This is a genomic window from Clostridium luticellarii (assembly GCF_002995845.1).
Classification (GTDB): Bacteria; Bacillota; Clostridia; order Clostridiales; family Clostridiaceae; genus Clostridium_B; species Clostridium_B luticellarii.
In genome coordinates this window covers 58,814-71,797 of record NZ_PVXP01000013.1, presented here as the reverse complement: position 1 = coordinate 71,797, position 12,984 = coordinate 58,814, and the positions used below count along the sequence as shown (strand labels likewise).

Genomic DNA, 12,984 nt, shown 5'->3' with positions numbered 1-12,984 from the left:
AAATTATATATCTAAATATATCTTTGATAGTAATTGTCTTAACCAGAAACAGATTAATGAAGATACTTATTATTATTTAAGAGAAACTTATTATTTAAAATCTCAAATGGCTCAAAGTTGTATGAAAACTGCTATTGCCAAATATAAAACCAATAAATCCAATGGACATGATTTTACCCTGGTGCAGTTTAAGAACTTAGAATATGACCTCGTTTGGAATAGAGATTATTCTTTAAATAAAAATATATTTTCTATTAATAGTCTACAAGGTAGACTTAAAATTTCCTATCAGTCTAAAGGTATGGAAAAATATTTTGATGGCTCTTATAGTTTTGGTACTGCTAAATTAATATATAAATTCAATAAATACTTTCTGCATATTCCGATGATTAAAGATTACCATCAGACTACACCTTTTGAAATTAACAAAATTGTAGGTATTGATCTTGGTGTGAATTTTTTAGCTACTACTTATGATAGCTTTGGTAAAACTGTATTCTACCAAGGTAGGCATATAAAAGCTAAAAGAGGGCATTATAAAATTCTAAGAAAACAGCTTCAAGAATGTGGCAGCAAATCAGCAAAGCGTAGAATTAAATCCATAGGTTCAAGAGAAAACCGTTATGTATCTGACATAAACCACCAGATAACAAAGGCACTCGTTGACAAGTATGGAACAAATACCTTGTTTGTACTTGAAGATTTAACTAGCGTTAGAACTGCTACTGAAAAAGTAACTATCAATAATAGATATGTTTCTGTATCCTGGGCTTTCTATCACTTTAGGCAGCTGTTGGAATATAAGGCTAAAATGAATAACTCAATGGTTATTGCGGTCAACCCCAAATATACCAGTCAAACCTGTCCTAAATGTGGACATATTGAAAAAGCCAACAGAGATAAGAAAAACCATATCTTTAAGTGTAAAAATTGCAGCTATCAGTCAAATGATGATAGAATCGGAGCAATAAATCTTTGGAGAAAAGGCATTGAATATATCGAACAATCCTCCAAAGAGCATAGTGAGTAAACTTGCTATGTTGCGGTGCAGTCAATCACCGTATCGTAACCTGTGTTTGAGATGGGAGATACCCAATATCGTTAGTACCATGTGTAACAGAGTTACAAGCTCCCGCCTCTATAGGCGGTGAGTTATTGACATCAAGTGAACTTTAATTAAAAAGGGGGTATATGGATAGATGATATCTGATAAAATGAAGGAATATGTGTCCAAAAGTTCTATAATAAGGGCCATGTTTGAAGAAGGAAAAAAATTGTCTGCAGTTTATGGTGACGAAAATGTATTTGACTTTAGTTTGGGAAATCCCAATGTGGAACCACCTGAATCCATAAAAAAAGCCGTATTTGAAATATTAAATGAAGAATCTGCCAATCTGGTCCATGGATACATGAGTAATTCCGGCTATGGAGACGTAAGATCCGCTATAGCAGAAAACATAAATAAAAAACATAATTTGAAACTCACTGAAGATAATTTGGTTATGACCTGCGGGGCAGCAGGAGGACTGAACATTATTTTGAAGACTCTTTTGAATCCGGCAGATGAGGTGATCACCTTTTCACCGTTTTTCGGGGAATATGAAAATTATGTGAATAATTTTGACGGTAAACTCGTAATTGTACCTTCGGATACGGAGACTTTTGAGCCTGATTTAAATGCACTGGAGGATAAGATAAATCCTAGAACCAAAGCTGTAATAATAAATTCTCCAAATAATCCCACGGGAGTGGTGTATTCGGAAAAGCTGATCAAAGATCTGGCGGAAGTTTTAAATAGAAAACAGGAGCAGCTCGGTACCAGCATATATTTGATTTCTGACGAGCCCTACAGGGAAATAGCATATGACGGGGTAAAAGTACCTTACATACTGAATTACTATAGAAATTCGTTTGTTGGATATTCTTACAGCAAATCACTTTCCCTGCCCGGCGAGAGAATAGGTTATGTAGTCTGTGGAAGTGATGCAGATGATTTTGACGATATAGTGCAGTCACTGAATGTAGCTAATAGAATTTTGGGATTTGTAAATGCACCTTCACTGTTTCAGAGGGTTATTGCAAAATGTCTGGATTCCAAAGTAGATGTGAACATATACAAAAAAAACAGGGATATTTTGTATAATCATCTTGTAGATATAGGATTTTCCTGTGTGAAGCCCCAGGGAGCGTTTTATCTGTTTCCCAAATCTCCTATACCTGATGATGTTGCATTTGCCGCAGAAGCAAAAAAGTTCAATCTGCTTATAGTTCCAGGTTCATCTTTTAAATGTCCGGGTCATTTCAGACTTTCCTACTGTATTTCCTATGACAAGATAAAAAGATCTCTGGATAGCTTTGATAAACTGATGAAATAGGGGACTGACCCCTTTACAAAAAATGGAAGGAAGTCAGTTTCCGGAAAGGAAGATCATATTTATGGATAGACAGAAAAGTATCTGTGCTTTTACAAATTGCAATATAATTGATGGAAAATTCGAAGGAGATTTAATAGAGGAAGGTGTCATATTAGTAGAGAATTTAGATGGCGTAGGCAGAATAAAAGCTCTGGGAAGCAGAGATGAGGTCAGCATACCTGAACATTGTAAAACAGTTGATCTGAAAGGTAAATATGTACTTCCAGGTCTTATAAATGCCCATGTACATCTTTTTGGGGATGGAAATCCTTTTGCACCGGGAGATGTCAAGAGGACGCCGGATGAAAATATGGAATACATGAAGTCATCTCTCGGAAAATATCTTGTAAAGGAGACCATGAAGAAAAATGCCATGGCATCACTTCAGGCCGGAGTTACCACTTTCAGAAGTGTGGGAGATCCGTTTTACTATGATATAGAGGTAAGAGATGAAATGAAAGACAGCAGTGAGGTCGGACCTACAATGCTGTGTGCAGGGCCCATGATGTGTATAACAGGAGGTCATGGTTATAAACTTGTATCTGAAGCTTCCGATTCACCCTGGGAGGGAAGAAAGCAGGTGAGACTGCGTGTTTATAATGGTACTGACTTGATAAAGATAGCCAGTACAGGCGGAGTCACCGATTCCAGGAAAATAGGTGAAGCAGGAAGAGTACAGATGACTTATGATGAAATCGCAGCTATATGTGATGAAGCCCATAGGGCAGGTCTACTTGTAGCAAGCCACTGTCAGAGCACCAGGGGACTGAAAGAGGCACTGAGGGCTGGAGTGGATACTATAGAACATGGAGCTTCCATGGATGATGAGATAGTACGTCTCTTTAAGCACAATCCCAGGTCATTGAGAGGCTACAGTGCTCTTGTACCAACTTTTGCTGTTGCGGTTTATGTATCGGAAATCAGTACGGAGTACACTAAACTTGATGATGTGCAGCTTACCAACGGCAGGATTATAAGGGACGAAATGACTGAAGGGTTTAAAACTGCAGTTAAAGAGGGAATCAAGGTTGGACTTGGTACGGATGCGGGCATGCCTTTTGTTACCCACTATGGTACATGGAGGGAATTGTATCTTCAGGTAAAATATGGTGAGATTTCAAATGCACAGGCCATAGGTTTTGCCACTAAATCCAATGCTGAAATTCTGGGGATTGACAGAGAGGTGGGAACACTGGAGGCTGGAAAATTTGCAGACTTTATTGTTCTTGAAGGTAATCCTCTTGAGAACCTGAATTATTTTGAAAAACCATCAATAGTAGTTAAACAGGGAAATATTATAGATAATACGAGAGATTATATAATACCTGATGTAGAGAAATTTGTAAAAGACATTTAAATAAATTGGTAAACAAGCTGGGGACTGACCCTCTTACAAAAAATGTAAGAGGGTCAGTCCCCTTTTATCAGTAAGTGAACACCATTTTACCATCTCTTAGGGCAATAGGCTTTGACCACAGCCATGTATTCGTGGTGCTGTCGTCAAAATAATAAAGTGCGCCTTTTGTGGGATCATAGCCGTGAAGTGCATCGTAGGCGGCTTTTTTCGATTCTTCTGAAGCAGGTTTATCTATCCATCCATTTTCTACCGGAGTGAACTGATAATATCCACCCGATTTTTCATAGATTACATCTTTTATGGCAGACGGGTATTTTGGGTCGCGGACTCTGTTTAAAACTACAGCAGCCACACCAACTTTAGCCTTGTAGGATTCTCCCTGGGCCTCAGAATTTACCAGTCTTGCAAGTAAATCAAGGTCGCTTTCACTGTAGGGAACTAAAGCAGGAGAAACTGCAGTGGAACCTTTAAAAATATGGCCTGCAGGTATATTGATCACCTGGCCTGGATAGATATACTTGTCCACATTGGAATTGGCTGCGGTTAATGCTTCTAAAGAGATATTGAACTTTTTTGATATTAAATATAATGTATCGTTAGCTTGTACAATATAGGTTTTTGAATTTACACTTAGAATTTGATTTGGATATATCTCAATTCCACTTAAATTGTTATCCTGGATGATTGTATCTGCACTGCTTTTAAACAATACACCTATTTTAAATAGAGAATCACCGGATTTTACTTTATAGCTTGCTGCGTGTACCTGGGTAAAAGATATGCTGCAAAGAGCTGCTGCAAAAAGCAGAGTACTGATTTTTTTGAAATTCATATTGTGTTAATCCCCCTTAATTTTGCCTGCGAGGTTAGTTGACGGGTTCGGGAATGGGATTTCCCCTACTTTTTTAACAAAAAGATTCACCCCTGAATATTATCCCCCGTATTTCATCTCTGAAATTTAGGCTTGTCTTAGTTGCCATTTTAACAGCATTTCCAGTAAATATCCATATAGAATCAGTGGAATTTATGGCAGATTAAAACAGTACTTTCAAAATCAATACATTAGCTTTTGATTCTAGAGCTTAAATTTGCCTATGTTTTTTGCCAGATCTTGTGAAAGTGATGCCAGACTCTGGGATGAGCTGGCTATATCTGCGGAAGCTTTGGACACTTCTTCAACACTGCTCAGTATTTCCTGTGATCCGGCAGCAGATTCTTCTGCTGTAGAAACAGTATTTTCGATAGCAGAATTTACTTGGGTTAGCATGTCTCTCATTTGTTTTGAAGAAACGTCAATGTGTTTTGACATGGTATTTATGAAATCAGCATCATTTTCGTAATGAACTCCCGTATCCATGAGAAGTTTATAATTTGGCTGAACACTGTCTGATATATACTCCAGAATATCACTGCTGCTGGAGGATAAATTTTTAAAAGCATTTTCTACGGAAAGCACTGTTTTGTTTATGGATTCTACAGTATTGGAAGACTGCTCTGCGAGCTTTCTTATTTCCTCTGCAACTACAGAAAATCCTTTTCCGGCTTCTCCTGCTCTGGCGGATTCTATGGCAGCATTTAATGCCAGTAAATTGGTTTGTTCTGCTATATCTCCAATTGTATCAGACATGACTTTTACCTGTGAAACTGCACTTGACGCTTTTAGGGCTTCTATTATTTTAGTTTTTTTCTCTTCGTAAATGGAATCCGCTTCCTTAGTGCTTTTAGAAGCTTTCTCTTTTATATTTTCAGCACGCTTTTTTATCTCTGAAGAAGTTTCAGCTGTTTTTTCAGCATCTGTCAGGAGACTGTTTACACTTTCCATCACTTTATCTGAAGATGTGCTTATTTGCTGGGTGACACTGCTTAAATTTTGTGAACCCTCCGCAATATTGCCTGTAGACTCATTTACAGAATTCATCATAGAGGATATCTCTTCTGTAGATGCAGATAATTCTTCGGTAGAAGCACTCATTTCTTCAATACTGTTTTGTATATCACTGATTAAATCTCTTATACTGCTTTTTGCGCGGTTTAGATTGGTGGCAATATCTCCAATTTCATCTTTGACACTGGCTTTTAAGGATTGGCTTAAATCTCCCTTACTCATTAAATCTGTGAAAGATAATATCTTGTTGATTCTTTTTATGATTCCAGATGTAATCTTTTTGCCTAAGCATATTGCTGTAATTATTCCAAGAAGAGTTAAGGCAACAGTTGAGATGATAGCCATTTGAAAAGCGTTATTGATGATATTATATTGATTTTTAGCTTTGTTATTTATAACTTCAATCAGTTGTTCAATGCTTCCCGTAAGCCTGTTTCTATAAGAAGCAGCTTGTTTGTTTAAAATCATGGCATCGTCATATTTTCCCGAAGACATGAGATTTATGATGTTGTTGCATATGTCGAGCCAATCTTTCCTTTGCCCGTTTAGTTTGTTTAATGTATTTTTTTCTTCTTCAGTCAGATTTGAATTTTTGTATGAATTTATTATAGTAGTATTTTGGTTTTGTAATTTTTTCATGGTTGCAACTGTTTGTTTAGTATTATTCTTGTCCCTGCTCTCTACTAGATTTATTATTTCAAGACGCAGTTTCATGGAATTTGTATCGAATGTGTTTAGATTTTCTATGTTTTTTAAATTGATATTGTATAATTCACCGGATTCTTTGTTTATTATGCCTAAATTAAATATACCCACACCGCCTACTATTATAATGAATAAAGATATCGTGAGAAATGCAGTTAAAAGTTTTGTTCCCAGCTTTAGATCTTTGAAATATATCATATTTGATTCCTCCCTTAATTAAAAATCAACTAATTCTAGCATATTTGATAAGGATAAAAAAGTCTATCTATGTAAAATTTTCAATAAGAATGTATAACATTGAACAATTTTGTTGTAAAAGAATCTTTTAACTAGTAACTAAATCTTGTGCCTGTAATACTATGTATTAAACAATATAGTAAATTGCTGTTGAAACCTTTGTTTTTATGTTACATAAAAACAAAGGAGGTAGCAGCAATTCATAAAAATAATAGCAAATCATAATGTTTAATAACAAAAAGTGTTAATATTATATGATAATAGTGACATACTAATCTTGAGGTGAAAATAATGGGTAAAATGATTAGTACTGTTATTTGTTTCTCAGCTAGATTATATAGCTTGAGAGGTGGAAGAAAAGTTAAAAAGGTATTCAAAAATATATTAAGGAATTAGAGAAGGAAAGAGGTGAGAATAGTGAAGATAACAATGAAAGCAGTTCTAATAAATGAAACCCAAGAGCAAAAACAAATAATTGATAATATGATGCTTATATTTTGTACTGCTGTAAGATATTCTTTTAAAAGATTATTAGAAAATAAGGATAAATCCGACCTAGAAAAAATTGCAGCCCAAAAGTATAATCTTAATATTCGTCAGGCTAAAGATGCTGTAGAAGCTGCTAGACAAACTATTCAATCTCAAAAAGAACTTGTTAAAATGAATCATGATGATTATGATAAAAAAGTTAAGGCAATTGAAAAAATATTAAATGATAAGGACAAGAAATTATCAGATAAAAAGAAAAATGGTCTACTGAGTAAATTAGCTAAAAGGCAAAGGAAATTAGATTATTGGAATGAATTTATTGCTGCTAATGCTATTCCATCTGTAATATTTGGTACTAAAAATATGTTTTTAAAACGGTGTAAAGGTTTGATTTCAAATGAAGAATGGAAAGACTGTAGAAATAACAGAATATATAGCCGCGGAGATAAATCCAAAAAAGGAAATCCTAACCTTAGAGTTATTATAAATAATGGCATGAGCTTTTTAGAAATATCTACACTAGAAAAAACTTCTACTAATAGAGCAATTAAAATACAGGTACCAGTATATCTTCCACAAAAGTTAAGCAAAAAGACAGGTAAAATAAATGGTATTAATTATAGACAATTATTTTTGAATCATTTAGATACAGGGGAAGCATATCAAGTTGAGATGATTAAAAAGAATAATAAATATTATTGCCATATAACATTTGAATTACCTAAAACAGATGTAATATATACTGGACATAACGGTGTTATAGGGATAGATACAAACTCGAATGGTTTTGCTTTAGCTATGATAGACAATAAAGGGAACTATAAATGGCATAGTTATTTAAAACAGCATGAATTATTATATGCTAAAAGAAACCGTAGAAAAAATTTATGCGGGGAATTAGTAAAAAGAGTTATATTGCTTGCAAAAACCTGCGACTGTGGTATTGCAATAGAAAATTTAAAATTTAAGAATGACGAAGATGTAAATAGTAAATTTGCGAGGATAAAAAATAATTTTATTTACTCTAAATTATTAACAATGCTGGAGAGTGCCTGTTACAGAGAAAGTATAGAATTAGTTAAAGTACATCCTGCGTATACAAGTAAAATAGGATTATATAAGTACTGTCACCAATATAGAATGGTAGTTCATAATGGAGCAGCAATGGTAATTGCTAGAAGAAGTTATAAATTTAAAGAAAGAGTACCGCAAATTCTAGTAGATAAATATGTAGAAAATAAATATAAAGATAAATTTAATTATTATAATGAATGGAAGAAGTGGTCAATTATAGATAAAAATATAAAAAAGGAAGGTAAGGTGAAAAGACCTGATTTTTGGATAGCTAATAGGAAAAAATTATTAAGATTAACAGCTTAAATTTAACTTTAAAATAGAAAATAGCTGCATAAGGACACCTGGTAGGAAAGGCTTATGTAGTATAGATATTTTAAGGGCTGGGTAACACCCGCAATTTTGTTGGACTTTATAAGGATAGTAATTGAATTATAAAGGCTGATGCAGAATTTTAATACGAAAGTATTAACCTAAGTAGCTGAATCCTGTGACGCTGCCGTTTTATTAGTCGATAAAATGAAAAGTCATATTAAATTTTACAAGGTATGATTTATTATGATTTTAGAAATCAGGTGTTATTTTGAAAAATCATTGTATTCATTCTAGAAGATCTCCAGTGGATTTGAAGTATTGTAAATATTTAGGGGAAGGTCATAGTGGACAAGTATATCTTATGCCAGATGGAAGAGTTTTAAAGATATTTAACAGTTCAGATAGCTGTAGAAGTGAATTTTATATATTGAAATCAGTAGAGGGAAGCAAATATTTTCCAGAAGCCTATGAAATGGGAAGATACTATATTATAAGAGAATATGTAGGTGGAATGAATGTGGAAAATTATCTGAAAAAATATGGAATCAGCAGAGAATTTGTCGTGAGGGTAGCAGATTTGCTTGACTATATGAAAAAAACAGGATTTAAGAAATTGGAGATTAGATTTCCACATCTGTTTGTTCAGGAAGATGGTTCGCTTAAGGTAATAGATCCAAGAAAAAGCTATGAAGAAAATATACCATATCCCAAATCTTTTTTGAGAAGACTCAGAAGAATGGGGCTTTTAGAAAAATTTATGGGGATACTCAATGAGGAGAGGCCTGATACAAGCTGGATTAAGTATATTGAAGCGAGAAAATAATCAGGTCAAAATAAATTTAACTTTTATATTGTATTTAGGAAGAATTGCATCTGATATTGATTAAATTGCAATTCTTTCTAATATTGAAATATTTAAAGAAAAACATTAATATATTTATATATGATAAAGAATAATATTCTTGTATTTTTTAAAATTGTAAAATGAAGGTGTAAATATGAAAGTGATTTTTGTTGTGCCGGCAGCAGATATAAGGAGGAATGCCCTGTATAGGCTTGGCAATAAGATTTATGGACATTCTAATTCTATTGTGGGACCTCTAATACTGGGCAGAATATTGAAAAATGCAGGACATGATGTAGAAGTATATGAAGAAATGTATGTGGATCTGGATTTTAATAAATTTGGAGATGCAGATTTAATAATGATCTATACCATGACTTCTTCTTCTACAAGAGCATATCATATTGCAGATTATTTCAGGAACAAGAAACATAAAAAGGTTATTTTAGGCGGTATACATGCTTCCAGTATGCCTGAAGAGGCACTGCAGCATGCAGATCAGGTGATTGTAGGAGAAGCTGAAGGGGTAATAGTAGATGTAGTCAATGGAAAAATCAAAAATGATATAGTCTATTCAAAATGTGTGGAGGATCTGGACAAAATACCTTTTCCGGATTACAGTCTTTTAAAAACTCCCTGCAGTGCTGCAAATGTCATGACCTCCAGAGGATGCCCTTTTAGCTGCTCATTTTGTACTACCTCCAGGATGTTTCACCCTTATAGAAAGAGATCCCCGGATAATGTCATAGAGGAATTGAAAATGTATAAAAGCCAGGGATTTAAGTATGTAAATTTTGAAGATGACAATTTTACTGCAGACAAAAACAGAGCTAAGGAAATACTCAGAAAGATGATTGCAAATAAATTGGTATTCAGAGAGACCTTCTTCTTTGGACGTACGGATATGGCAAAAGATAAAGAACTGCTTCAGCTGCTCCATGATGCCCACTTGAGCAGAGTGCTCATAGGAATTGAATCCTTGAATCAAAAATCACTGGACAGCATAAATAAGAAGCAAAAAATTTCTGATATCAGAGAATGTGGGGAAATTCTTGCAAAATATAAAATAAGATTGATAGCAAGTTTGGTATTGGGATTGGATGATGACAGCAAAGAAGATATGGAAAGAGGAGAAGAGTTTTGTGAAAAAATAAATGCCTATCAATTTCAACCTGCCATTTTGACACCTTTTCCCAAGACACCTGTTTATGAGCAGTATAAAAGTGAAAATCGTATGTTGGACAATGACTGGCAGTATTATGATATGATGGTTGTAAATTTTAAACCCAAGTATATGTCACCCTATGAGCTCCAGAGTGAATTTTTCAAAGTAGCCAAGTTATTCTATACTTTCAAATCGTCCTTCAATATACTTAAGATTTTTGGAATTTCAGCCTGGGTTAGGAGGATTGGACTGTGGATTGCAGTGAAATTCGGGGAGCTATTTTTTAAGAAAAAATCCAATACGGAAGATGGCAATATATACAACAAACTAAAAGAATTATCCACGTAAATTTTCCTGTAAAAAGAGTTTATGGTGAGTTAAATCACTGTAAACTCTTTTCTATCTTTCAAGAGAGTATATATCGGAAAACTCTATATTTATACTTTCTACATTGGTTTTAAAGGACTCATTCTTCTGATCGTATTTTTCATCTACTAGCTCTGCCGGCAGTTCTATAAAAAATTTGCTTCCTTTTCCCTGGGTGCTTGTAACGCTTATCTTCCCATTATGCAGCTCCACCAGGGATTTCACCAGATACAGACCTATGCCGCTTCCCTCGCAGTCCCGTGAAAGAGAGCGGTTTGCCTGGCCGAAACGCTGGAATATAAGTCCAAGCTTATCTTCCGGAATACCTTTACCATCGTCCTCTACTGTAATCAGTACACTTTCCCCTTTATCTTCCACGTTAACGAATATGTGTCCTTTGGAATCAGTATATTTAAAGGCATTGGAAAGAAGATTCAACATTATGCGCTCCAATTTGTTGTGATCAAAAGCCATGATCTTTTCTTCTGTATTGGTGTCGAATATGAGCTCTATGTCCTTGCTTTTTATATAGGAGGATACGGATTGTGTGATATCTTCCACCACACTGACTATGTTGTCATTTTGCCTGTTTATTTTGAGAGCTCCCGAATCCAGTCTGGTTATGTCCAGAAGGTTGTTTATGAGCCTTATCAATCTGAGACAGTTCTGGTGCATGGTCTTCAAGTAGGATCTGCATTTCTGCGTATTTTCATCATTGCTTTTGTTCAAATATATGGCCATGGTCTGAACGGCCACGTATATCACATTGATAGGTGTCTTCAGTTCATGGGACATATTTACGAAGAAATCTGTTATAAGGGAATTGAATTCCCGGGTTTCATTTAGCAGTTTAAGATTCTTTTCCGCAGTATTTTTCAGGGTCTCCATCTGCTTTTCGGGCGTCAGGTCAAAAAGCAGGGTCATTACTGCGGGTCTGCCGTCATAGACAAAAAATGAGGAAGTATTTCTCACGGATATGGAATTCCCCTGGCGATCCAGTATATTCTCCTCGCTGGTTACCTTGGAAAGCTTTTTATCCGTAATAGCAAAATATTTTTTCTTCAAACTCATTATATCTTTCTTAGAATAGTGCTTATACAGTAATTGGTTGTTCATTTCCAGGGGGTTTGAATATCCCAGAAGTTTTGCAGCACTCTCGTTGGCATATATTATCATGTCCCCCTCGTGGACTATAATGGAGTTTACGGAATTTTCAAAGAGCATGTTAAAACACACTTCATTTTTTAACAGGGAGGATTCCATATCTTCTCTCTTTATATTCTGTTCCTTTAATTTATGGCTGAGCAGATTGAGGCGGCTGTCTTTGTCCCTGTTTTTTTCAGCTTCAATGTCCACGTAATATCCCAGCACCCAGGATATGAATATGAATACTCCTGCCAGTACCAGATCTCTTTGAAAATATATGTTTATGCCGTTGGCAGTGGGAGCATATAATAAGTCTGCTGTCAGCACAAAAAATGAGCAAAAAAATGAGGTTATTATCCCATATCTGGAGCCATATTGTATTACTGAAGACAGTATCAGCAGCAGGAACAGGTACTTGTATTCACTTTCATAGGAAGTGGACATAAATATGGGTATGGATATAACCATGGTGAAAAATAAAGTCTCAAGCAGCCAGGATCTTTTAAATACATTTGTGGATTGCTCTAGATTGCTATTTGTTATTAATGAAGCTATATAAATTGACAACATGATGCATAATATGAATATGGTACTGTATAAATTAAAATTACTATTGAAGGTAAATTTTAAACCCAAATGATATTCGGGTAGATCAATACATATTATAATTACCATAAACACTATTATGGCTATTTTTATAATGGACAACATAATAGATATGTTGTTTGTAATACGTTTCATATATGAATTCCTCCCAGAGTACATATGAAAGTTCAAATTAAAAAGTAAAAATTACTAATTTTATGAAATAAATCAGTAATTTTTACTGTAAGACCATTTGAGTTTTGTCTACTTTCTCAGACATTCAGGTTCTTCCGGCTGATATGACCACCAAGTGCATGCAGAAGCTGAAACTGCAAATGCCATCAAAGTGCATACGAGCGCAGATAAAGTTATGAATGCCTTTGCTATTTTACCTTTCAATTG

10 protein-coding genes and 1 riboswitch are annotated in these 12,984 nt (G+C 34.7%); of the genes, 6 read left to right on the top strand and 4 right to left on the bottom strand.

Annotated elements, in window-relative coordinates; all coding sequences use genetic code 11:
- The 3 genes from CLLU_RS06735 to CLLU_RS06725 all read left to right on the top strand — a co-directional run.
- The coding region (locus CLLU_RS06735) for an RNA-guided endonuclease TnpB family protein (RefSeq protein ID WP_146127595.1) at nt 1-1,030 on the top strand (1,030 nt) is incomplete at its 5' end.
- Nucleotides 1,031-1,199: 169 nt separating this feature from the next.
- The gene (locus tag CLLU_RS06730; protein WP_106008849.1) at nt 1,200-2,375 is read left to right on the top strand and encodes a pyridoxal phosphate-dependent aminotransferase; all 1,176 of its coding nucleotides are present in this window, start codon (nt 1,200-1,202) and stop codon (nt 2,373-2,375) included.
- A 61-nt stretch (nt 2,376-2,436) separates the two neighbouring features.
- On the top strand, nt 2,437-3,771 hold the full coding sequence (locus CLLU_RS06725) for an amidohydrolase family protein (protein WP_106008866.1): 1,335 nt from the start codon (nt 2,437-2,439) through the stop codon (nt 3,769-3,771).
- A 67-nt stretch (nt 3,772-3,838) separates the two neighbouring features.
- On the opposite strand, the gene CLLU_RS06720 is transcribed toward CLLU_RS06725, so the two are convergent.
- Entirely contained in the window at nt 3,839-4,603 is a 765-nt protein-coding gene (locus CLLU_RS06720) for a cell wall hydrolase (protein ID WP_106008847.1), read from the bottom strand.
- Nucleotides 4,604-4,611: 8 nt separating this feature from the next.
- A riboswitch (cyclic di-AMP (ydaO/yuaA leader) is annotated at nt 4,612-4,746 on the bottom strand.
- 100 nt (nt 4,747-4,846) lie between these two features.
- Nucleotides 4,847-6,559: a methyl-accepting chemotaxis protein gene (locus CLLU_RS06715; RefSeq protein WP_106008845.1), complete on the bottom strand. Its 1,713-nt coding sequence runs from the start codon at nt 6,557-6,559 to the stop codon at nt 4,847-4,849.
- A 456-nt stretch (nt 6,560-7,015) separates the two neighbouring features.
- On the opposite strand from CLLU_RS06715, the gene CLLU_RS06710 reads away from it, so the two are divergent.
- The 3 genes from CLLU_RS06710 (at nt 7,016) to CLLU_RS06700 (ending at nt 10,833) form a co-directional block, all read left to right on the top strand.
- Entirely contained in the window at nt 7,016-8,467 is a 1,452-nt protein-coding gene (locus CLLU_RS06710) for an IS200/IS605 family element transposase accessory protein TnpB (RefSeq protein ID WP_106008843.1), read from the top strand.
- A gap of 277 nt (nt 8,468-8,744) precedes the next feature.
- Complete coding sequence (locus CLLU_RS06705) at nt 8,745-9,299, top strand: serine/threonine-protein kinase (protein ID WP_106008841.1); 555 nt, start codon at nt 8,745-8,747, stop codon at nt 9,297-9,299.
- A gap of 175 nt (nt 9,300-9,474) precedes the next feature.
- A complete protein-coding gene (locus CLLU_RS06700) occupies nt 9,475-10,833 on the top strand; it encodes a B12-binding domain-containing radical SAM protein (protein ID WP_106008840.1) in 1,359 nt (452 codons plus the stop codon).
- A 51-nt stretch (nt 10,834-10,884) separates the two neighbouring features.
- Here the strand turns inward: CLLU_RS06700 and CLLU_RS06695 are convergent, their stop codons facing one another.
- Together CLLU_RS06695 and CLLU_RS06690 are read right to left on the bottom strand one after the other, a co-directional pair.
- Nucleotides 10,885-12,738, bottom strand: a complete 1,854-nt coding sequence (locus CLLU_RS06695; RefSeq protein WP_106008838.1) for a PAS domain-containing sensor histidine kinase — start codon at nt 12,736-12,738, stop codon at nt 10,885-10,887.
- A 108-nt stretch (nt 12,739-12,846) separates the two neighbouring features.
- Nucleotides 12,847-12,981: a cyclic lactone autoinducer peptide gene (locus tag CLLU_RS06690; protein ID WP_106008836.1), complete on the bottom strand. Its 135-nt coding sequence runs from the start codon at nt 12,979-12,981 to the stop codon at nt 12,847-12,849.
- Between the last annotated feature and the right edge of the window lie 3 nt (nt 12,982-12,984).